This window comes from Pelagibacterium sp. 26DY04 (genome assembly GCF_031202305.1).
Classification (GTDB): domain Bacteria; phylum Pseudomonadota; class Alphaproteobacteria; order Rhizobiales; family Devosiaceae; genus Pelagibacterium.
The window spans coordinates 511,110-534,290 of the sequence record NZ_CP101731.1; the positions used below are offsets into that span (position 1 = coordinate 511,110).

Annotated in this window: 11 protein-coding genes, 2 tRNA genes and 4 pseudogenes; 13 read left to right on the forward strand and 4 right to left on the reverse strand. The window is 57.2% G+C overall.

The window, feature by feature from the left end; translation table 11 throughout:
• Window positions 1-99: 99 nt before the first annotated feature.
• Window positions 100-939, forward strand: coding sequence for a glycosyltransferase (locus NO932_RS02420; protein ID WP_309209423.1), 840 nt, complete (start codon window positions 100-102; stop codon window positions 937-939).
• A 138-nt stretch (window positions 940-1,077) separates the two neighbouring features.
• A pseudogene (locus NO932_RS02425) lies at window positions 1,078-1,991 on the forward strand (IS3 family transposase); the annotation flags it as partial.
• A 13-nt stretch (window positions 1,992-2,004) separates the two neighbouring features.
• Here NO932_RS02425 and NO932_RS02430 read toward each other — a convergent pair.
• Entirely contained in the window at window positions 2,005-3,228 is a 1,224-nt protein-coding gene (locus NO932_RS02430) for an IS110 family transposase (RefSeq protein WP_309209424.1), read from the reverse strand.
• A 244-nt stretch (window positions 3,229-3,472) separates the two neighbouring features.
• On the opposite strand from NO932_RS02430, the pseudogene NO932_RS02435 reads away from it, so the two are divergent.
• The 6 genes and pseudogenes from NO932_RS02435 to NO932_RS02455 form a co-directional block, all read left to right on the forward strand.
• Window positions 3,473-3,763: pseudogene (locus NO932_RS02435) on the forward strand (transposase); the annotation flags it as partial.
• Between the two features lie 188 nt (window positions 3,764-3,951).
• A pseudogene (locus NO932_RS02440) lies at window positions 3,952-4,721 on the forward strand (IS5 family transposase).
• Window positions 4,722-4,900: 179 nt separating this feature from the next.
• Window positions 4,901-5,999 (forward strand): annotated as a pseudogene (locus NO932_RS02445) (IS3 family transposase).
• Window positions 6,000-6,733: 734 nt separating this feature from the next.
• Window positions 6,734-7,237 carry a site-specific integrase gene (locus NO932_RS19350; RefSeq protein WP_375142868.1) on the forward strand — a complete coding sequence of 168 codons (504 nt, stop codon included), beginning with the start codon at window positions 6,734-6,736 and terminating at the stop codon, window positions 7,235-7,237.
• Between the two features lie 231 nt (window positions 7,238-7,468).
• A tRNA-Arg gene (locus NO932_RS02450) sits at window positions 7,469-7,544 on the forward strand.
• 41 nt (window positions 7,545-7,585) lie between these two features.
• A tRNA-Arg gene (locus tag NO932_RS02455) sits at window positions 7,586-7,662 on the forward strand.
• Between the two features lie 37 nt (window positions 7,663-7,699).
• Here the strand turns inward: NO932_RS02455 and NO932_RS02460 are convergent.
• From NO932_RS02460 to NO932_RS02470, 3 genes are all read right to left on the reverse strand, one after another.
• Window positions 7,700-14,092 (reverse strand): DUF3320 domain-containing protein, encoded by a 6,393-nt coding sequence (locus tag NO932_RS02460; protein WP_309209425.1) that lies wholly within the window; start codon window positions 14,090-14,092, stop codon window positions 7,700-7,702.
• Window positions 14,093-14,491: 399 nt separating this feature from the next.
• Entirely contained in the window at window positions 14,492-14,677 is a 186-nt protein-coding gene (locus NO932_RS02465; RefSeq protein ID WP_309209426.1) for a hypothetical protein, read from the reverse strand.
• A 103-nt stretch (window positions 14,678-14,780) separates the two neighbouring features.
• The gene (locus NO932_RS02470) at window positions 14,781-15,548 is read right to left on the reverse strand and encodes a hypothetical protein (protein ID WP_309209427.1); all 768 of its coding nucleotides are present in this window, start codon (window positions 15,546-15,548) and stop codon (window positions 14,781-14,783) included.
• A gap of 191 nt (window positions 15,549-15,739) precedes the next feature.
• Here NO932_RS02470 and NO932_RS02475 point away from each other — a divergent pair, with 191 nt between their 5' ends.
• The 5 genes from NO932_RS02475 to NO932_RS02495 all read left to right on the forward strand — a co-directional run bounded on the left by NO932_RS02475 (window position 15,740) and on the right by NO932_RS02495 (window position 22,995).
• Entirely contained in the window at window positions 15,740-16,726 is a 987-nt protein-coding gene (locus NO932_RS02475; RefSeq protein WP_309209428.1) for a hypothetical protein, read from the forward strand.
• Window positions 16,727-16,878: 152 nt separating this feature from the next.
• Entirely contained in the window at window positions 16,879-17,736 is an 858-nt protein-coding gene (locus NO932_RS02480) for a hypothetical protein (protein ID WP_309209429.1), read from the forward strand.
• The gene (locus NO932_RS02485; protein ID WP_309209430.1) at window positions 17,730-20,042 is read left to right on the forward strand and encodes a transposase family protein; all 2,313 of its coding nucleotides are present in this window, start codon (window positions 17,730-17,732) and stop codon (window positions 20,040-20,042) included. Before NO932_RS02480 ends, NO932_RS02485 begins: the two co-directional genes overlap by 7 nt.
• Window positions 20,039-21,076: an ATP-binding protein gene (locus NO932_RS02490; RefSeq protein WP_309209431.1), complete on the forward strand. Its 1,038-nt coding sequence runs from the start codon at window positions 20,039-20,041 to the stop codon at window positions 21,074-21,076. The genes NO932_RS02485 and NO932_RS02490 overlap by 4 nt, the downstream gene beginning before the upstream one ends.
• Window positions 21,076-22,995 carry a hypothetical protein gene (locus NO932_RS02495; RefSeq protein ID WP_309209432.1) on the forward strand — a complete coding sequence of 640 codons (1,920 nt, stop codon included), beginning with the start codon at window positions 21,076-21,078 and terminating at the stop codon, window positions 22,993-22,995. Before NO932_RS02490 ends, NO932_RS02495 begins: the two co-directional genes overlap by 1 nt.
• Window positions 22,996-23,181: the final 186 nt, after the last annotated feature.

Consider the following 23,181-nt stretch of genomic DNA (forward strand, 5'->3'; position numbering starts at 1 on the left):
GCGCGGCTAATAGCAAAACCGACTGTCTGATTGCTCACGCCCGTTGAACCGATTATACGTGCTTTCTGGCGCATCAACGCATCGAGTGCAAGCTACTGAATGGAACAAATGCTGAAAAATCCTTTGCCCATCAGCGTGTTGATGTCCGTCTATCATGGGGAAAAACCAGAATACCTAAGACAAGCTCTTCAATCGATCGCCGACCAGGGCTGTGCTCCAGCAGAAGTCGTTTTGGTCGAGGACGGGCAAATCCCCGACGAACTTGCAACGGTAATCGATGCCTATGAGGCGTCTCTTCCACTCGTTAGGCTAAAGTTCATTAAGAATCGTGGTCTTGGGCCTTCGCTCAGAGACGGGCTTGAGGCTTGTGCACATGAAATCGTCGCGAGGATGGACAGCGATGACATTGCGCGCCAATCTCGTTTCTGTCTACAATATGAGTATATCGAGAAGAATGGCATAGACCTTTTGGGCTCCTTTATTGAAGAGTTTAATTCGAAGCCGGGAGATTTAGGTGTAGTCCGAAGCCTACCATCGCAGAACGAAGAAATTTGTTCCAAATTGGGACGCAGGAATTGTTTCAACCACATGACCGTCATGTTCCGAAAGAGCAAGGTTTTGGCAGCCGGATCGTATCGGGATGAGCCATACTTCGAGGACTATGGCCTGTGGCTCCGAATGCGAAGGCAGGGGAGCAAATTCGCAAACATGCCTGAAGTCCATGTTGACGCGCGAATTGGAGATGGATTTGTCGCGCGGCGGTCGGGCCTAAAGTATATCAAACGGGAAATTCTGGCACTGTCTTCATTCCACCAACAGGGGCTGATCGGGAAGCGGGATTTCTTGTTCGGCATTGTTGTTCGCACTGCGGTTAGAACCCTTCCGCAGAAAATGTTTCAGCAGCTCTATTCGACAGTTTTGCGACGGCGCGCGAATTGAGGAAGATGTTGCCGCATTGCGGCGGACTTTCTGGCCGCGCAACCGTGTCATGCACGCAAGGTTTCCTCTGGCCCTGACGTTGCCCCTTGGAGCTAATCCAGTTTGAAATAGACTCTGGCCCATCGAAAAGGACCAGAGATGAAGCGCAACAGGTTCAGCGAAGAACAGATTATCGGCATCCTCAAGGAGCATGAGGCGGGCGTTCCGGTCGCCGATTTGTGCCGTACGCACGGCGTGAGCAGCGCCAGTATCTATAAGTGGAAAGCCAAATACGGCGGCATGGATGTGAGCGAGGCAAAACGGCTGAAGTCGCTTGAGGACGAGAACTCCAAGCTCAAGAAGCTCCTGGCCGATGCCATGCTGGACAACTCCGCACTCAAGGATCTTCTCGGAAAAAAATGGTAGCGCCCGCCGCCAGGCGAAAGGCTGTCGCTTTTCTCAGGGAGGCCTTTGAGATGAGCGAGCGGCGGGCGTGCACAGTGCTGGGCTTTTGCCGCATGACCATGCGGTATCAGGGCAGCCGCGTCGATGATGTCAAACTCAGAGATCGGATGAAGGCGATTGCCCATGAGCGCCGGCGCTTTGGCTATCGGCGCCTGCATGTGCTGCTGCGCCGGGAAGGCTATGTGGTCAACCACAAGCGCCTGTTCCGGATGTATCGGGAAGAGAAGCTCTCAGTGCGGCGCAGGGGCTGCCGGAAGCGGGCCCTGGGAACACGCGCCCCGATGGTCATCCCCACGGCACCCAACGAGCGCTGGTCGCTGGATTTTGTCTCCGACCAGCTCACCGACGGGCGCCGGTTCAGGGTTCTGGCCGTCGTGGATGACTGCACGCGCGAGTGCCTGGCGCTCATTGCCGATACATCCCTCTCAGGGCTGCGGGTTGCTCGAGAGTTAGAGACGCTCATGGCCACACGGGGCAAGCCAAAGAGGGTGGTCAGCGACAACGGCACCGAGTTCACCTCCAATGCCATTCTGGGCTTCGCCGATCGGCACAAGATCGACTGGCATTATATCGCCCCGGGAAAGCCGATGCAGACGGATGTTGTTGAATAGCCCCTTCTGCTCACATAGCCGGCTTTTCCACCGCCTTTCTCCCCTTCGGCCGGGTTCGCCATCGCGAGGTGAGCTCGGTATACGCAGCTTCGGCCTTCTCCACCCTGGCTCCCTCCTCGGCGCGCTTGGCGGGAATGTTGTAGTCGTAAGCCGTGCCTCGACGCGCATGCTTCGTCGGCAGACCGGCGCGTAGCTCGGCCGCCCTAAACTTGCGGGCGAGCAAGGCCGGTCTGCTCCAGATGTAATCGGCATCCTTGCTCAGCATGTGCCAGATAATCATAGCGAGCTTGCGCGCGGTGGCGACAGCCGCGATGTGCTTCCCGCGACGCGCTGCGATCCGCTTGTAAAAGGCGCGCAGCGGCCCTGGCGAGCGCGCGGCCGCCCAGGCCGCCTCGACCAGCATCCCCCGCGCATGGCCACGCCCCTGCTTCGTGATGCGGCCATGATAGGCTGGCCCCTCACCAGACTGCCTCACGCTCGGGTTGAGGCCAAGATATGCCACGAGCCTCTGCGGGTCGCTGAACCGCCGGATGTCGCCGATTGCAGCGGCAACGCTTGCGGCGACAGTGACGTCTATACCAGGCAACGTCATCAGGCGACGGATTGTCGGATCGTGAAGGGCATGCGCAGCGATATCCGCCTCGACGACGGTCAGCGCCTCCGTGATCTGGTTAATCAGGGCCAGATGACGCTCAACGGCGGCCTTTTCGTCGGCAGGCAGTATTTGCTTGGCGAGCCATTTGCGCCCGCTGATTCCGACGAGATTGCCGTGCGGACACGGCGGGATCAGATGCGCATGAAGTATCGACTGGATCAGATTCTTCAGCCGGGACCTTTGACGCACCAGCTGTGTCCGCCGCGTGACCTGTCTTCGCAGAGCAAGTGTCTCCGGGTCCGGGACCCAGACCTCCGGCAGGAAGCCCGAAGCATAGAGCTTGGCCAGGACCGTTGCGTCGATCGTGTCGGTTTTCACCTTCGCGTGGGCGATCATGTGCACCTGCTTGGGATTGGCGATCACGATACGATCGACGTAAGGCGACAGCACTTCGACGACGGCCGCGGCATTCCCTGTTGCCTCGATCACGACATGATCGTCATGGGTGAGCTCTCTCTTGGCGAACTCCTCGAGTTTGTTGCGCAGCATCTGAACGCGGCCGAGCTTGACGATCTTGCCATCAAGCAACGACACGATCTCGGCGGCTACGCGGTGTATATCCATGCCGACAATACGCATGGTTCCCTCCATCGTTGGTCACGAATAGGGAGCCAGCGGGCAACACGACAAATACGGATCCGCGCTCGCAGCGCATCCGGGCGAGTCGTAGGGGCGGCCAGATAACGTGCTCGAACTCTCAGTTCATCTGCATACGACGGCCTGCCCGCACTTGCGTGCTCCCGGTGCCCCGTGGCCCGGATGCGCCAAGCCTAACCGACTTGGCGACCGAACAAACGCTGGCACCGCGGACAACATGCCGGATAACGCGTTCATTGAATCGTTCAATGGCAGGCTCAGGGACGAGATGCTCAACGAGACCCTGTTCCCGAGCCTGTCCTATGCCCGTATCGCCCTGAGAGAATGGCGGGCTGACTACAACGCCAATCGCCCACACTCGCGGCTGGGCTGGCTCACCCCAACCGAATACGCCACCACCTTCACCCCACGACGGGACCTGGCGCTGCGCTCAATGGCCAGCTCCACGCCAGCCCCCGTCTTCCACCAGGCTCAGCACGGCCAAAACAACCCCCGGAGTCTACGTCACGCTGGATAAAAGTTGGGGGCAACGTCAGCCCCTGCCGCAAGACTAGGACGGGCAGCGGACCGGCCCTTCCAAGCCCCACCACTACCAGCAATGCGCAAGTAGGAAGCCGAAAAAAGGGCCTAGGTGACATACCCATAAAGGGGATTCCCAATCGGCCGCGTCTGTGATTCCCTTCCAGCAATCGGCAGGAGGTGGTCATGGCGCGTTTCGATCTGACGGATTTCGAGTGGTCGGTGATCCAGCCGCTTTTGCCGACGAAGGTGCGCGGGGTGCGGCGCGCCGATGACCGAAAGGTTCTGAACGGCATCTTCTGGCGGCTGCGCACGGGTGCTCCATGGGCCGACATTCCGGCCCGCTACGGTCCGCATACGACCTGCGTGAACCGCTTCAACCGGTGGCGCAGGGCCGGCCACTGGGCGCGCATTCTCGAAGCGGTATCAGCCGCTTACGACGGCGACGTGCAGATGATCGACTCGTCGTCGATCCGCGTGCACCAGCACGCCGCCAACGGCCAAAAAAAGACGAGCGATCCCGTTGCATGGGTCGCTCGCGCGGCGGCCTGACCACCAAGATCCATGCGCTTGTCGATGCACAGGGCCGTCCGATCCGGCTGAAACTGACCGAGGGCCAGGCCCACGACGGCCGCTCGGCCGCCGACATGTTCGAAACGGTGGAGGCCGGGCACATCCTGCTCGCCGACCGCGCCTACGACGGAGATGCACTGCGCAGCGAAATGGCCGAACGCGGCGCGTGGGCCAACATCCGTGCCATGCCCAACCGCGTCAAAACCTTCCCGTTCAGCGCATGGGTCTACCGCCAGCGAAACGTGGTCGAACGGTTCTTCAACAAACTCAAACACTTCAGGGCCGTCGCCACACGATACGACAAGCGCGACGAAAACTTCCTCGCTTCAGTCCAACTCGCTTCAATCCGCATCTGGTTGCGAAGTTATGAGTCCGTGACCTAGAGGAAATAACGGACCATGCGCTTGTGGTCATTATCCTAGCAGTTCAATTGCGGATGCCGGTGCTAGCCATTGCCGGGCAGTGACCTGCTGCCCTGGACTGACCTGCTGCCCTGGATTTGGACCATTCTGAACTGGAATTTTCCAATTATGATCCCGAGGCCGGGAGATGGGGAATGCCCATGAAGAAGTCCAAGTTCACCGAGGCGCAGATCGCCTTCGTGCTCAAGCAGGCCGAAGATGGCACGGCGGTCGGTGAGGTCTGTCGCAAGGCCGGCATTTCCGAAGCGACGTTCTACAATTGGCGCAAGCGGTATGCTGGCTTGATGCCATCGGAGATGAAGCGGCTGCGTCAACTCGAGGAGGAGAATGGCAAGCTCAAGCGGATTGTCACCGACCTGAGCCTGGACAAGGCCATGCTTCAGGATGTGCTTTCAAAAAAGTTCTAACGCCTGCCCGCAAGCGCTCGCTTGTCGATGAGGTGAGAGCGGCCTGGAAAGTCTCGATCCGCAAGGCCTGTGATGCGCTGAAGGTCGACAGGTCGCTCTACCACTACAAGTCCAGGCGCGGCGAGCAGGCTGATCTTCAGCTTCGGATCAAGGAGATTTGCGAGACCCGGGTCCGCTATGGCTATCGTCGGGTTCACATCCTATTGCGACGGGAGGGCTGGGATGTGAACCCGAAGAGAATCTACAGGCTTTACAAAGAGATGGGGCTGCAGTTGCGCAACAAGACTCCCAAGCGTCGCGTCAGGGCCAAGCTGCGTGATGACCGAATGGCAGCCACGAGCACCAATCAGGTGTGGGCCATGGACTTTGTGCATGATCAGTTGGCCACTGGCCGCAAGATCCGTATCCTGACCATCGTGGACACCTTCTCACGCTACGCCCCAGCGGTGGATCCCCGGTTCAGCTACAGGGGGTGAGGATGGTTGAAACGCTCGAAAAGGTCTGCAGGAACATAGGGTATCCGAAGACGATCCGGGTCGACCAAGGCTCGGAGTTCATCTCCCGCGACCTTGATCTCTGGGCCTATCAGAAGAACGTGGTTCTCGACTTCTCTCGTCCTGGAAAGCCCACCGACAACGCTTTCATCGAGGCGTTCAATGGCAAATTCCGAGCCGAGTGCCTGAACGCCCACTGGTTCATGAGCCTTGACGACGCCCGTGTCAAAATGGAGGAATGGCGTAGAGACTACAACGAAGTCCGCCCGCATAGCGCCATCGGGAACAAACCCCCGATATCGCTCATGAACGCATCAGGGGCAGCCGGCCCGCCCTGATGCATCACCCCCGGAAATTCCGCATCCGGGTGGTCCAAAGTCGGGTAGCAGCTCACACGGCCAAATAGCCTACTTCAGGGAGGACCACTTTTCAGGGGGGGCAGGCCGACATTCGCGAAAAACATCCGTCGTCTTATAGAACTTAGTAGCTTTTAGATAAAGAGCAGAAAAGTGGTAAAAGTGCTGCCGTTCGGCGCTTTATTGCAGAGCTAGTTATTAAGGTGACCCAACCCATTCCATGTCGGCTTGCGTCGCGGTAGATTAGCGGATCGCTACAAGGGCAAGAGGCAGGGCACATGGCTGGCAGACATGAGAAATTGGTATCGATGGACAAACTGTCCCCTCGGGTGCAGTTCTTGATGCAGGCGAGTTTGGCCGATAACACTCATCGCACCTACGGAAATGCAATTCGCAAGTTTCGTGAGTGGTGCGGTGATCACAGGTACGAGGCGCTTCCGGCCAAGGCCGAAATAGTGGCGGAATACATTGCTTCGCTCATCGCTGAAGGGAAGCGGGGTTCTTCGGTTAAGGTCCACGCTTGTGCCATTGCCCACTTGCACAGGAAAGCTGGCCACCGCAGCCCAACAGACACCTACATTGTACGAGCGGTCCTGCGTGGATCCATGCGATTGCGGGGAAGCCTCGTTGACCAGAAGCTTCCAGTAGCGGCCGCAGAATTCCGCGATGTTCTTCAATACATTCCTGACACGCTAAAGGGGCGTCGAGACAGGGCAATGTTGGCCGTGTGTTTCGCAGGTGCCTTGCGGCGGTCGGAATTGGTCGCACTACGGCTGGAGGACATTGCGTTTTCCGAACAGGGTGCGACTATTCACATACGGAAGTCGAAGACGGACTTTCAAGGGATAGGAGCCCATATTGCTCTGCCCAATGGACGCTCATTACAGGCTGTGTCTGCCTTGAAGGACTGGCTTCATGCGGCGAACATAATCAGAGGGCCCGTTTTTAGACCAGTCTATAAGAACAGGGTGATGCCCCGAACGGTGGATCCGTATCTGGTTTCGCGTGTTCTTAAAGCTTACTTGAAGAGAGCCAATCGCGACCCCGCCCTATATGGTGCTCATTCCTTACGAGCAGGCTTTATCACGAGCGCTGCAGAAGCTGGGGTCAGCTTGGAACGTATCATGGATCACACCAGACATGTCGAGTCCAGAAACGTTCGCAGGTATGTGCGAAGGGCAAACCTCTTCCGGGACCATCCGGGCGAAGCTTTCCTTTAGGTGACTATATCTATGACCCGCCTAAATCTTCCAGCCGCCAGAGGCATCTACTAAGTACCAAACCAGGAAAACGCGAGGGAAAATTATCTCTTGATCTCGAACACATACGAGTTCGCGCTTTTATTCTGACCGGCGCGCCATTCTCTTTTCTGAATGTCGCGCCAAAACAAAGTTGGGTCGATTCCAAAAATTCTTGGGTCGATTGGCGGTTTGAACGGCAATTCAGAGACGGGTCCCTTAGCTCAGTTGGAAGAGCATCGGCCTTCTAAGCCGATTGTCGCTGGTTCGAGCCCAGCAGGGACTGCCAACATCGGGAAGCGCGAAAACCGCAGCAAACCCGGACACTTTGGTCGTGTAGCTCAGCTGGAGAGAGCGCCACCCTCCGAAGGTGGAGGCCGGGGATTCGAATTCCTCCACGACCGCCAATTCCTTTATCCGCGTCAGGCGACGAAGCGAATTAGGTTAAGCTGATCTCTGGACTCCAGCCTTCGCCTCGGCGATCAAGACTTCCATTTCTTCCCGCGTAGTTTGACGAAGTCGCGAAAACCCTACTCGATCAGCCATTTTTGCGGCGAGATCGCCGCCAACGCGCCGTTCGATCAGTTCAAGTGCCAACCCCAACCTCTCCGGATGGGGAATGTGTTGCCATTCGCGATCATGCCCGGCCACCTGCATGCCACGGAATTTGACGACCGATGAGGGATGAACGTTCTCCGCCCAGAAAATCTTTTCGCCGTTTGGTGCGGCCGAATAGGTCCGTGCTTTGGATATGGCCGCCCATACCTGGCGTTTAATCTGAGAGCCTGTGCGCTGGAACCCATGCGCTCGCGCAATAATCTCGCTCAGATGGCGGAAGGTTATAGGCCCAGCGTCGTCCACGATGTTGATGGCGAAGACGCGCAGCGTGTCGAGGTAGTGCGGTTGATAGAACTCGTCCGGGCGAAGTTCCCCATCGGCTATCCGACGCTTTTTTAGATCGGGGAAAAGCGTTGTTTGAGGCATTGCGGATGGCGTTTCGGAAGAGGAGGGCACTGGAGAGGCGCTTAATGTCGGGTTCCCAATGCCCAGAGTTGCCCGCCCCTCGCTGGTGATGCGGTGATGCCCCAATTGAACAGGCTCCACCAAGTTTCGGCTCGTCAGGGAATTGCCACGGCTGGGGCTGAGGGCGTTATTGACCAACGCCTCCCAACGCTCTTCATTAATCCTCACTGCTGCACGCTCCCGATCTGCAGCCGTCAAAGGTAGAGATTTACGAAGCGAATCCTTGATGTTGGCGTTCGTGCGCACCTCGCCATCGCTCAACAGCCGAAGTATTGCGTCTTGAACAACTGCCTCGGTTACACGTGAATTGGTGCGGGGCTTGCCGACTTCGCCAGCATCCTCAATGATCGACGGTCCTGAACCCTCGCCTGTTTCACTGAAGCTTGGTTTCACTATCCGTTCCACCACGGCTGGCCGAACATGATTTCCGATGAGAACTTCAATTTCTTCATCAATCTCGGCGCCCAGCAGTGCCCGACCGAGAGGCTCTCGAATGTGCACAATCGACCGACTAGGATCGTTCAACGTGCTGCTGAGTTGAACCTCGCGGACTGATTTGTCACCGTCCAGATAGCGAACCTGTACCGTATCTCCAGCCTCCACGATGTTGGTTTCGGACTGCGTTTGCGCCGGCTGGGGTCGGTCTGGGTTGCTGATGACCTCCGGCTCATCGACAACCTGTGAAGCCATGGCCGCGACTGGGGGCTCCTCCTCTTGAGTCGCCGAAGCTGGAGTAAACGCTGCAATCGGAGCTGCGCTCGGCGCGGTTTCCTTGAGTTGTGCGAGGCGTGCGACCACGGCCTCCCGCATTCTTTCGGCCTCTTTCCTGGGATCGAGAAACCAGTCCGTCGACCAGATGCGATGAAGATGCCATCCCAAGTCGGTCAGCACCTTTTCACGAAGGCGATCACGATCCCGGGCCGATCGCGACGAATGATAGGTTGCTCCGTCACATTCGACGCCCATGATAAAGCCATGCGGCCAATCGGGATGTTTCACGCCAATGTCGATGCGAAATTTCGCCACGCCGACCTGCGGCACCGGAATGCACCCCATGGCTCGCAGCTGTTCCATGACAAAGATCTCAAAGTCCGAGTCCGGTTCTCGGTCCGAATAGTCGCCGGCATGGATCACACCGGTGGCAGAGTATTCCAACCAGCGCTTCAGCATGAACGCGCCCGGGTTGGAGCTCTCATCCGCACGTATATCGGATGCAGTCATCGAAGAGAATGTGACGATCTGTTCTTTCGCACGGGAGAAGAGCACGTTGAGTCGGCGCTTGCCGGCTAGGCCGCTGATCGGCCCGAAACGCTGCATTACAGGCCCGCCGGGCCGCTCAGGCCCATAAACTGTGCTGATGAAGATGGCGTCTCTCTCGTCGCCCTGCACGTTCTCCAGGTTCTTGATAAAAAATTGCTCGAGGCCGTCATTACGTTCAAGCCAATCGTCTACATACCGCGCAGCAGTGGTGTCCCGGTTCAAGGTGCGATCCCATTCCTCGAGCAGGAGATCACGCTGCTTTTGGTTCAGGGTGACCAGGCCGAGCGAACGATTGGGCGTGGAACGCATGAACTGAAGTGCCGCGTCAATCATCGTGCGGGCTTCTTCGGAGTTCACACCTGATTTGTAGTTGCCAACAACCGGCACCAGAGACACGCCCATCTGCGGATGGGCTTCCCTAGGTGATGGGAAAACGATCAGGTTGTTGTCATAGACGTGCTCGTTGGAAAACTGGATGAGGCCAGAGTGCTTTGAACGATAGTGCCAGCGCAGTCGACGAGCTGGACGGAAGACGGCATTTGCCATTTCCAATACGGACTCGTCTTCCACGACCTCATCTTCATCGGCCTCGTCATCTTCGAGCATCTTCTTGAAAAAGCTCGTCGGCGGAAGCTGATTGGTATCACCGACAACCATGGTCTGCTTCGACCTGTAGAGCGCCCCGACAGCATCCTCGGGTGGCATTTGTGACGCTTCGTCAATAATACAGAGATCGAACTCCATGTTCGGTGACAGGTATTGTGCGACCGCCAACGGCGACATCATCCAACACGGCTTCATTTCGAGTAACGCCCGGTCCGCGCGGCGAGTGAGTTCTCTAACCGGCAAGAATCTCTGTTTCTTGGCGATTTCATTTTCGAGCAGAGCCAACTGGGTAAATGTGGACCGTTTCCCTCGCCCGTTGCCATAAGGAGGTTTCGCGGCTCTGCTGATCGTGGACCGAAGGTGCTGCCGTGTCAGTTGAATGATCTCGTTATCCAGTCGGGCCAGATCTTTCCGAAGCGTGTCCAGCTTCGTTCCGCTAAAACTTGCAAGGACGGAGCCGTGACTTTCGAACGCCAGACGGGTCTTGGCGCGGAAAACTATTGCTTCGAGAATCTCGGCAAACTGAGTGAAGCCAAGATCGTTATCCTCAAAAACATCCAGAACCCAAGCAAATCCGAGGTCTTCAATCTCCTTGCATGCTGTCGCAAAGCGAGAATGAATATGCATTCCCTCTTGGTCCTGAGCAGCCTTGGCCAGATAGTCTGCTGCTTGGCGGGCGGGAAGCTTGCCGACTTCCTCGGCAATGGTGTCGCCGGCCTTATCCGCAAGCATCGCCAAAGCGTTCTCGGCCATCGCATCATGGTCGAGAACTTCCTTACACCTTTGTTTTGCATCCGAAATTGTGTGGTCCCTGATGAGCCGCGTTATCTCTCCTGCGTCCTCCCCCGCCTCGATCAACAGGCGAAGGGCAGCGACCTCAGCCACGAAGTCTTCAGGGTTGGTCGCGGCCCCGGCGAATCTTTCGCCCAATGTCTCTCGGCCGGTCACATGATGATCCAGAGCGTGCCTCTGTTCTTCAAGGGAGTCGAGCTGATCGGCCAGGCTGTCTAAATCAGCGGGGCGAAGATCAATCGGCTGTCGCAACGACGCAACGAGCGCCGTCGCTTTTCTGAACACGTCCTTGGCAGCTTCGTGTTTTTCCAACCTTGTCAAGATTTCGGCTTGGAGAGCCTCAAAGGTGATGTCGTTGTCTTCTGCCTGTATGTCGGGAATCGCCGCAATCAGGTCGAGATCGCCCGACTTGAGAAGCGCACGAATATCTCGATGCGCGGGACCCGGGAATGCCGCTTCGATCCGCTGGTAATACTCACAAAGGGATTCAAAAAGGTAGAAGTCGGTCTCGATGCCGCGAAAATGCAGGCCGAACAGTGCGCGGGCCTGATGGTCATCGCCGTAGCGTTGCATAGCTTCTTTCCAGCGCCCCAGGCTCTGCAAAGAGTGTGCGGCCAAAGCCTTGTCGAAACGGGTGTCCTTCGAAATCGACAGAAAAGCCTTTTTCGCGGCATGGAAAGAACTCGAGAATAGACGCATCACACCAGCCCGCTCGATGGTGTCAGCGTACTCGCGAAGCTGGCTCACACCAAAGTCGGTTGTGGTTGATATCGTAGCGTTCAAGCGTTCCTGTTGGTCTTGAAGCTCGCGGCCACTCTGACAAAGGCGACTAATAATAGTAGACGCAGCCGGATCCGCTGTGGCTTCCGAGCGGGCTGCAAGAACATCATGGTCCGTGCTGCGCACAATCTCGCCCGCCTTGGCCAAAGTGGCGAGCGGAAAGGTCGATGCCTGCGGAAAATAGTCGACAAATTGCTTTAACTTCGAGAATGCATCCTGGAGCGAAGCGATCTCATCAGCCGTGCGATTGAGATCACTTTCCCACACCGCCGCATCAAGGCTGTCGAAATCATGCTCGCTGCATAGCCCAGCCAGTTCGCGAAGCGGCGCGCCGCCGCGATCAACACCTTCTGGCGACACTAAAGCAGCAATCTCGGCGGATTGTTTCTGGTAGGCACCACATTGTTCAAGAAACTCAAGCAAGGCTGGAGTCGTGGCCGTTTCTGCAACGCGGACGACGAGGCCATGGTCAGCATCGCCGAGATGAACCTGTAGTGCATCAAGTCTCTCGAAGAGCCTCCGCAGAGCACTGGTCTTGTTATCGCTCGCAATCTTCATCTCGGGCAGTTTCGACCGCGACGCGGCCGCTTGGGCGAAAGCTCCACTCGCGTCTTCTGCCAACCTTTTGAGGTCGTCCGCTTGGAACTTGTCGAGGTGTACAACCTCAAGTCCGTCCCAGTATGGTTCAGTGTCGAGCGCGGCCTCAGAGGCCTTCGAAAGCGCCTCGGCCTTCTGCATGATCATCTCCAGATCTACCGGAGAAAGCTCTTCCAGACCGGCGATCTGAGGGTCCCGGAATTCACGTGGCAGGCCATCCAGGCGATGACTGGTCGCAATGCCTTTGCCAAGAACGTCGTGAACTGTCCTTCCGGTGTTGCCGAATGGCGCCGATATTGCCTCAATGTAGGCTGCAAGTTCGCTGCGCGTGTGTCGAAAGCGCTCAATGCGATTTTGGTAGTCACGCGGCGGCGCTACGGGTTCCATTCCAATGCGTCGGCGTATGGAGGAGACAACTTGTTCTCTTGAAGACCGGTCAGCTTGAAGCGGAAGCACGAATTCACCTAGCCCGACAGCCTCGAGCCGCGATTTGACGACTTCCAACGCTGCCATCTTTTCAGCAATGAACAGGACCTTCTTGCCTTGGCCCAGCGCATTGGCGATCGTGTTCACAATAGTCTGGGATTTTCCAGTTCCTGGAGGGCCTTCGACGGCTAAATTTTTCCCATCGGTTACATCAACAATCGTGCTGAATTGTGAGGAGTCGGCATCGGTAACAAGATAGGGCGCTTTGACTTCGATCGTAGGATCGTCGACATCATACTCATCGGCAAACGGTGTTGAGCTCTCGACTTCAGATCCACCGAAGAGCGTCGCGATTACGCTGTTGTTCTCGAATTCCCGATTCGTCGTATCCAGGTCCCGGTACATCGCCATACGTGCCGAGGGGAAGACGCCAATAGCAACCTGACGCCGGACTTTCCAGGGCATGGTTTTTGGAGCCGTTTCAGCGACTTCGGCGAAGTAATCTTCGACGGAGCCACCGTGGTAGGATGGAATGTCAATACTGAACTGCAGACGCATCTTTTCTGCAAAGACGAAATTGGCGTCCGCGTCGTCCCCTTCGGCGCTTATCCAAAATTCTGCACCATCGCGCGTCTTTTTCTTTTCGATCTGGACGGGCAAAAGAATGAGAGGCGAATAGTTTGCGGTCGTGCTGTTGGGTTCCTTCCACTCGATGAAACCAAAAGCGGCATGGAGCACGTTTATGCCGGTTTCCTGCTGCCATGTCTTGCACTTAGTCGTTAACGCGTTGAGCTTGCGTTCAAGGTCATTGGGTAACATCAGGGTCTGGATGCTGTCGTCGGTATGACGTCCACCCTCATTCTCGCTGTCTACCGCAGGCAGGTCCCAGTGCGGGGAAATTCCGTTGATTGTCGCGTGGTCTTGAAGCGAAAGGTCTGACTTGTGTTGCCGCTGCGGTAAACCAATGGCAAGCCGCACCCGATCCTTGAGATCCCGTTCAACTCGACGCGCAATTTCTTCACTGTCGTCTCGATTGACGTCGATCGCGTCAAGCGCAGATCGATAGGTGTCGTCGCTCAAACGTGCTGACGAGAGTGCATCCTGAAACGCGTCCGTATCCTCGTCCCGGGGGTCTTCCTCTAGCGGCGGTAATGGAGCGAACCGCATTGGGACGCCATTACTGAGGTTGAATCGGATGACTTCGGGTATGCCATCGACAACTCGAACGAGGGAATTGGACCGGGTCGAAAGTTTGGTAGCTATGAGTGGATTGCGACGACCCAGGTCAAGAAGTTTGGGCCGGAGGTTTTCAATCTTGCTCCGGATCAAGTCGTCGATTTCAGCAGCACTCATATTGCCCCCAGACGCCACGATTTGATTTCGTGTGCGCATCTTGCCATCCAATCACTGTCTGGTTGTCTGCTCAACCAGTTCATAGACGTTTTCCTTTTGTCGAGAGCAAACATCATGAGCTGTTTTGATCAGAACCGAATCAGGATGGACCAGAAGGGTTTTTCGACCGTCGGCTCATTCATGCGCACTCTACTTAAGAGTATGAGGTATAATCGGACCAATTTCTAGATATCTGGATAGCCGATCATTCAGAAGGTTAAGTCCCCCGCACATGTGGTGCTTCCGGCATGGATTTCCCCGACAATGTTACGATAAACTGTCCGCCGGCACCTCGAAGGAAGAAACAGAGAATGCGAAATAGGTACCGAGCAGATAAATCAGGGGGATATTGCTGTTACGCTACCTTTTGCCTGCGCGCCGCTTCAGCCAATCATCAGCGGCTTCTTCGACAAGCTCATAAACGTGCCGCTCGTCTTCCAGAGCGGCAACCTTGAGGCGCTTGATCAATGCAGGGGTGAGATAAACCAGCAGCGACTTGCGACCATCCGCTCGCTCGCGGCTGGGTTTCGCGGTATCAGACGGCATGACATCAACTTTCCGGATAGCTGGATAAGCAATTTTCCAGAAAGTGCACCAAAGGTGGCGATGCGTATAGCCTCAATAGCGGGTTGTGCACATTGCACCGGCCTTAGAGTCCCGGTGCATACCCCAGTTCGGGGCCATCGCCGACATTCGATAGATCGACCGGCAGGGCACGATGTGGAGCGACGTTCTCGACCATCCTCAGGGCGGTGAGCATCTCTTCCTTGGCAAGATCTGCAGCATGGCGTGCATCGTCAGCCGATCTGCAGATGACGCGAGCCTCTTCCAATGACGTGTCGTAGTATTCCTCTATCCTGGCGTAACGCTCACGCTCCATCTTGGCGTATGGGCCGTGGAAGTGGGGCTTGATCGACCTGAGAGCAGCGGGGAGACGTACCAGGTCCTTATTCAGTTTGCGAAGTTCGGTGTCGAGCCTGGCGTGTTCGATCTCTGCCCGGCGCCAATCTTCGATCGCACCCCTGGCGAAATGCTCGGCAAAGGCTGGGCGCAGGCCGGCGAGATAATTCTTGAAGTCAACTTTGGCTTCGAACGCTGCAATGGCGCGTTTGTCCGACCTGGAAAAATGGAGTTCGCAGTTCTCGCCGCGTCCCATGCTCCCATTGGTCATCGACTCTGTCAGCGTGACCACCAGCTCGTTATCGACGATCGAAAGCTTGTAGTGACGGTTGAGACGGTTGTCGCCCCAATACGCAAGAACCGTAATTCCCGTATGTCCGCAGGGTGAAACGGTGATTTCGCCATGCCGTGTCGTATGGCGATCCATCCTCATGCCCATCCAGACATAGGACTCGAGCTCACGCGGATCGATATCTCCGGCCGTGGCCTCCAGTGCTGCGTAAAACCATTCTGACATGCCGATGCTCCGCGTTGACGCAGAAGGTTTGCGTACTCTTTAGCAAGACACCAGCACCGTTTCCGGTTGCCTGTGGCGGCGCGCCGGCAACATTTTTTTTTTGCGCCGCCCTTGCATGCCGATCACGGTGCACCATATGCCTGTCTCAACGACATTACTACCAAAACTAAGATTTTGAAGAGATTGCGGTTATGATCGTCCTTGAGCCCTTCAGCTTCGCTCAGAAGCGGCACCTCGCGGAGGTGCTGGAGACCTGGCGCCTCTATGAGCCGGTCTTGCAGAAAAAGCGCGATCTGGTCGGCGGCATGCAGTGGAAGACGATCGGCGGTCACCGCTATCTCTACCGCTACGGTCCCGATCCCGTTACCAAGCGCAAGAAGTCCACCTCTCTTGGCCGGCAGAGCCCGGAAACCGAAGCGATCTACAACCATTTTATGACCGAGCGCGAATGGGTCAGGGACGAGTTCGCCCGCCTCACCGCCACTCTCGAAACCCAGGTTCGCGTGAGCAAGGCCCTGCGGATCGGGCGTGTCACGCGTCCGATTATCGATGTGCTGGATACCGTCCGGGAAGCCGGCCTGGCACCGCAGCTCCTGCTCATGGGGGACGTTGCGATCTGCGCGCTCGAGACCCACACCTTCAATCACGCCGATTTCGATGTTGATGACAGGCCCATCGAGTTTTTCGTCACCACCGACGACATCGACGATATCGTCGACGCCGCGCTCGAGAGCTTGCGGACAGTGGATCCCGGCTATCGCTTCGATCAGCATGCGCTGGCGTTTGAGGGGAAACTCGGTCCGAAGATTTCCCTGATCACGCCGCAGATGCTGGCAGCCTATGCACGCCATCATGAGCTTTCCGAAGCCGATACAGACACCCTGATCGCGTCATTCGAAGCACCACCCATCGAAACGGTCGTAATCGGACGGGCGGGGCATCTGACAAGTGCTTTCGTCGTCGATCCACGTGCCCTGGCGATGACCCACGGCCTGGAAAGCATCGATCCCCACAACGAACACGAGGACCGCGGCCAGCAGCGCATGCGTGCCATGGCTTTCGCCGGCTTTGCCGGCGCCATGGACCTCGAGTTCGAACCGGCACATCTCGATATCGTGCCCGCCCTTCAAGACTATCTGGATGAGGAAGCTCAGTCCGATGGAAGATCGTATCTATAGCTGACCGCAATTGAGTTGATCGGCGCCGGTTCACCAACTGTTAGCCGTTACAACTCAGGAAATGCAAAGAACTGCCCCTGTAATTCTGCCTTCAACGAGAAGGCGGGGCGATACCGTTTTGACCAAAGATAAGAAGACGGACGGAAAAAGGGATGGCCAAGGACTATGCGGTAATCAAGCGCGAGCTCGAACTCGAAGCGCTCGATACCTACGCCTACATCCACTATCGCCGCGATGGCGGGCCGATCTACGACCTGGTGACCGGACGCGAACCTCACCCGGTGGGGCAGACCACCTGCCTCAAGGCTGGAATGCGGGGGCTGGTGTGGGAGTCGTTCAGAGCCGAACGGCCAATGTTCCATCTATGTGAGGTCGCATCTCCCGTCCACGCGATCGCAGCACAGCCTCACATTCTGGAAATGAAAGTAACGGGTGAGCCCAAGAACTGGCTCTATCGGCCGGACCTGCACCTGGAAGTGGACGCCGTCTTCGCCGACATGATCGCAAACAATATCCCGTTTGCTCAGGCTGTGGCCGACTGGCGCCCCAACTGGGGGGACAACCACAAGGTCGCACTGATCGTCGAGGTCAAGAACGACGAAGATCGGCGCAATAACGACTCTCAATACCAGCTCAAGCTCGAACTGGCCAAGAAGGTCTACGAGAACATCAACTGGCGATTTACGACCGTCGTGCGCTCGCGCGATGTTGAAATGCCGCGGCTGTCCACCGCTGTGGATGGCATCATGTTCGACCACGATGTCTCCATTACACCCGGCGACATCGACCTTGTCCGCAACGTGCTTCCGCCGCGCCCCTATGCCGGACGGCTCGATGATGTCATTCGGGCCCTGGGTGGAGGTGCGACCGGACGGGGCAAAGCCGCATCCCTGCATGTGCGCCGCATCATCTCGATCGACCTTACTCTCGGCCTGGATCCGGACACGCCGGTTCGGCGGCTCGAGGATGAACTCGCCAATTTCGAAATGGAGGGCCGATACCCATGGTAGCAGATCTCGATCTCCGGGTCGGCCAGCTCTATTCGCTCGAGCTGGGGGAAGACGCGTCGGTTCTCGTCAGCTTCGCCAAGGAAATGATCGACGGACGCCTCAAATTCATTCGCGAAGGCACCGATCTCGAACTCTATATTGAACTCGACGATTTCGAGAAAATGCGCAGTGCTGGTGAGGCACGACGCATACCAACCGACGTCATGGGCCTGCCAACAGGCGTGCCAGAGCTTGATCCCTTGAGCCTGCTCGACCCGGATGACCCCAACATCACAGCCAGGGAAAGACAGGTTCGGTTGCGTCAACAGCAACGCCTGCACCGCGCCCGCACCCTGCGTTTTTACTGCATCCGTCACGATAAGAACCCAGGCATCGGTCTTGGCCGTGTGGCACTGCGTGATTTTATCGCCGACACTTACCCGATTGCGCGACAGAAGGGATATGCATGGAAGCCTTCACCCTCGACCCTGCAGCGTGCACTTGCCAATTGTGGCGCCGTTGACGAACGTCCTCTGACGGCCTTCTTCAAGGAGCGGCAGATCCACAACCGCGCACAGCGCTGGCACAAGGACGTTGTCGAAGCTGCCGACCGTGCCATCGAACTCTATTGGGGGGATTCCAGGGCAGCACTGTCCGATGCGATCCACCAGTTCACAGTCGAGACCGAAGCCATCCGGGAGAAATACAGCCTGACCTTCGAAGACGGCTCTTCCAAATGCTCGGTGGCGATTCCTTGTGAAGAAACCATGCGCCTCTGGATCAAGAAGGAGGCAAACTGGTGGACCTGGGCAAAGCGATATGGCGTCAAGAACGCCAACCGGCGTTTTGCAGGACGCGGTCGTGCCATCGAAGGCACGCGGCCGCTCGAATACGTCATGATCGACCATACCCAACTCGACGCCTGGGCAGTGCTGACCGATGAAGATGGAGAACCCATCCTCGTCGCCCGTCCGTGGCTGACACTGGCGATCGACACCTATTCGCGCATGGTGGTGGGCGCCGTTCTTGGCTATGAACCGCCAAGCCTGCACTCGGTTTCGGCCTGCCTGCGCCATATCGTGCGCCGCAAGGACATGCTGATCCAGAAATACGGTGCCCACAAAGGCGCCACCGACGGCTGGGGTAAGCCCTCGACCATTATCGTCGACAACGGCAAGGAATTCGTCAGCCCGTCCTTCCAGTCATCGTGCGAGGCGGCCGGCATCGACGTCATCTGGGCACCGGTCCGGAATCCCATGTTCAAGCCCTATGTCGAACGCCTGTTCAAAACGTTCAACGACATCAACTGGCACAAGCTTCCCGGCGGAATTCCCCTTACGCCTCAGCAGCGCCAGGAACTCGATGTCGATCCCCGGGCTGAGGCCGTCTATACCCGCGGCCAGCTCGAAGATTCCTTCTGGAATGCGGTGGTCACGCTCTACCACGTGGAGACCCATTCCGGCATCGACATGGCACCGGCGCTCAAATGGCGGCGCGGTATTGCCACCCACAAACGCCCCACTGTCGACGACGTCAGCATGCTCGACAAACTCATCGGCAAAGCCAAACAAGCCCTGTTGAGCGCCGAAGGCGTTACCGTAGACGGTCACCGCTTTCACGATGGCGCGGTGACGACCGCGTTGATGAACCGGCTGGTGTATTTCGGCAAGGAGCGGCGCCAGCGCAGATCGGTTTCGTCATCCAGAACCGTTCCCGTGCGCGTGTCTTACGATCCCGGCGACGTCTCAAAAATCCACGTGTGGGATCCAACCACCCGGTCCAGCGTCGCTCTGCCCAACTGGCACAAGCGCTTTGCCGGCGGGCTCTCCTGGTTTGCCGCGGACAAGATCAAGGAATTCGCAAAAGCGCGCAATCTCGCCTTTCATTCCGATGCCGAAAAGGCCGCGGCGCGCGTCGCTCACCGGGACTTCCTGTTCGATATCATGCCCAACATCAAGGCGTTGGAGTCGCGGCGCCGGGCTCGATTCATTGAGCCTATGACCGAACTCGCCCCGGGCGAAACGGTGAAAATGGTGCCTGTCGACGACAATGACGAAATCGTCCACGACACCGCAGCCCGGCGCGCCAAATATCCTCCGGAGGTCAAGAAGGGACGGCCATTCGGTGGCAAGGCTGGTGCCAGAAAGGCAGCCAAGACCAGAGCTCAAAACCGAAAGAAGGCTGAGGATAAGGCAGCCGCCAAAAAAGCCGGTGAACCAACACCCCAAACGGTGAAGGCGGAAAAGCCGTCTGTCGATACCGACGCCATCCTGGCGCGGGTCCGGGGGAAAATGAAAAAATCACCACCGAAAGGGGATGAGGCATGAGCTACAAAAAACCCTCCAACGGCATAGTCTACGCAGCGTTTGCCGATATGCGGATTCATCACCCCCGCCTTGCGGGCGCCCATGCCATTCTCAATGATGCGCGAGAAGCCGGACGTCTGACGCCATACCGCCCCAAGCGCTATGTCGAGTTTTTCGCGCCGAGCCACTCCGGAAAATCCATGGCCATCGAAACCTATATCGAGGACGTCGTCGTCGATGAAGTCATAGAACGTGGCCTGTTTCCAGCCGATATGGATCGCGCAGAAATTGCCCGGAAGCAAAACGTCGTTCTTCACGTTACGCTCTCCCCAAAAGCCTCAACGCGATCCCTCGCGGCCGATATCCTGCGGCAGTTGGGTGATCCCAATCACGATAAAGGCGACGGGCCGGTTCTTTTGCGGCGCGTCTATGAATACCTTTCCGGCACCTACAAGGATCCCGTCACTCAGGAAGTTTTCGGACGGCAGACCGAATTGCTGGTCCTTGACGAAATCCAGCACCTTTCGGCCAGCAAGGTCGAACGCCCCGATGGCAAGACTGAAAAGTCCCACAAGATCACCAGCACCGAAGTCACCGATACGCTCAAAACCATGATGATCCGCGGACTCGTTCCAATGGTCCTGGTCGGCGTTCCCGAGGCGCGAGAGCACCTGGCAATCGATGTTCAACTCACCAATCGCGAAATGGCCAAGATCGACTTTTCGCCCCTGCGCTGGAGCGTGGAGGAAGATCAGGCCATCTTCATCGAATATTGTCTGGAGGCGGCGGCGCTGATCAAGGAATGGGAACTTCTGCCGGAAGATACTGACCTGCTCGAGGATAGCATTCCCCACATGCTTTGGGCAGCATCAGGTGGCTGTATCGGCGTCGTTTCCCGCATTCTGGAGGAGGCGGTATATCACGCGCTCAAGCGCGATGCCGCACGGGTCGAATTCGAAGACCTTGCTCTTGCCGTCGATACCCGGGCGATCCCCAACAACAATTGCACTTACAACCCGTTCCGCCTCGGTGTGCGCAATTCGAAAGTCACCTGATGGCAAGGCTCGTCCGTCCGGTCACGCCGGCGCCCGATGAACATATATCTGGACTTGTCGCCAGAGCCGCCGGCCTCAATGTCTATCCCCATGCAACCGATGTGCTCAAGCTCGCCGGGATGGGAGCCTACCGTCCGGAAACCCTGCCCATCCGCGACCCCGAAACGGCGATCCAGCTTGCCGATATTCTCGGCACGACGCCCGACAAGCTGCGCCCGCTTTATTACCTGCCAGCCGATCACCGGTCGATAGAGTTCTTTGGCGTAAAGCTGCGATCGGTGCTGCGCGAAACCCGCAAACGGCGGGTGTCCCCTCGGGCCCTCCAGAATGCTGCCTATATCCGTGCCGTGTGGAGCGTGCGGCCCCTCTCGTTCGACCCGGCCACCAAGGAAATGCTTATCGCAGCCTGTCCGGTGTGCGGTAATTCTCTTGGGTTTTCCCGAACCTGGGGTGTCGAATTCTGTGAGCACTGCCTCGGTGCCGACAGTTTCGGGCTTCCGGCCTCCACCGTTGATCTGCGCGACTTTCCCCAGCCGCTCGTCGAAGTGAACGATGTCGAAGCGCTCGATTTCGTCACCGATCTGGTCAACCCAATGCCGGTGGATACCGATCGTGGCTTAGCCAGACTGCCCGACGAAGTCAGGGCCCTTGGACCGAGCCAACTGTTCGAATTGATCCTGGTAATCGCCTCGGCCCTGGACTTCGAACGAAACGGCCAGCTTGCCAAAGGTGAGATCCCCCACGTCATCTCGATACCCACAGAGTTATCGCCGTCAGACCTTGCCCGTGCCGGCCGCACACTCATGGATTGGCCAAAAGGATTTCATGCCTTGTGCGAGGAAGCCGGGGCCAAGGCTGGCAAGCGCGATCTCGCCTTCGGTTACTACAAGGAATTTGGCGCGTTCAGCAAATTGCCCAAGCACCACGCCTTGGAACAGCAAGCTCGCGAACTGGTCGATGTCGAACTCAACAACCTGTTCACCAGCCGGCGGCCGGCTGAACATTTTGCACGTAAGTCCACCCGAGAGCTGCCAGTGGGTGACTATGTCTGCACGCGGCAGATCATCAAGCACACGCCCGTGAGCCAGAAGATCATCAAGAGACTGGCAGACCATCCCGATATCACGACCTTTCGCCACGGCAACGATCCCCTCTCCCCCTTCTATTTCTGGAAAGGCGAGATCGAGCCGCTCCTGGTCCGCTACCTCGATATGATGAGCGAAGCCTCTGTGGGTGTTCTCCTGGGATTGCCGCCAGATGGGGTGCGCGACTGCAAGAGTTTGTATTTCGCACAGCACAGCGGAATCGCCGCGGAAATCGCGGGTGAAGGCAACTTCTACTCCAAGCGGGATGTCACCGAATTCGCGGACGGGCTTCAGGACCACCTGGTCCTCAAGAAGCCGCCCAAGGGCTATGTCCGCTTTTCAGATGCCCTGTTGATGTTTCCGGCCGGCCGGCGCCCCTGGCAGCCGCTTATCGAGGCAATGATCTTTGAACCGCTCGACGCGGTCCTGAAAACACGACGGTCCAAAAACATCCTGAGCGCCATCTGGCTCAAGGACGTCGACAAGGTCTATGACCAAATTCGCCGGGAACAGCTCGAGCTTCCCCGATACGATATCGACAGCGTTAGCACCGGGTCGGCAATCCTGATGTTGGGCATTTCCAACTACTATGTGCTCGGCGCCTGTGTGGAAGCTGGGCTGATCGAGATGAACGGCAATACCGTTGGCTATCAGTCAGCGCTCGATTTCGCTTCGCGATTCATTTTCGCCAACGAAGCCGCAGTGCGCAGCGGCAACAGCAGCGAATTCGTCGGCGCCTGGCTCAAGGAAAGGGACGTGTTTCCAGCCCATGATTTTCAGATGAAGGGTGGCGTGGTTTACGACAGGGAGAAGGTGGAGGAGGTGCTGGGATAAGGGTGACAGGATGCAATGGAAATTAATGCTTGAAAAAATCCAGAAGTCCATCAGGATAGATAGCTAGATGTCTGGATTTTTAATCCGGATCGGCGACTTTTCTAATTAGCCATTGGATTAATCACAGATCTTTGGTTTTCCGGTTTGTTTTCATGTGAGAGGTTATGGGAGTGCATTCAGAAGTTG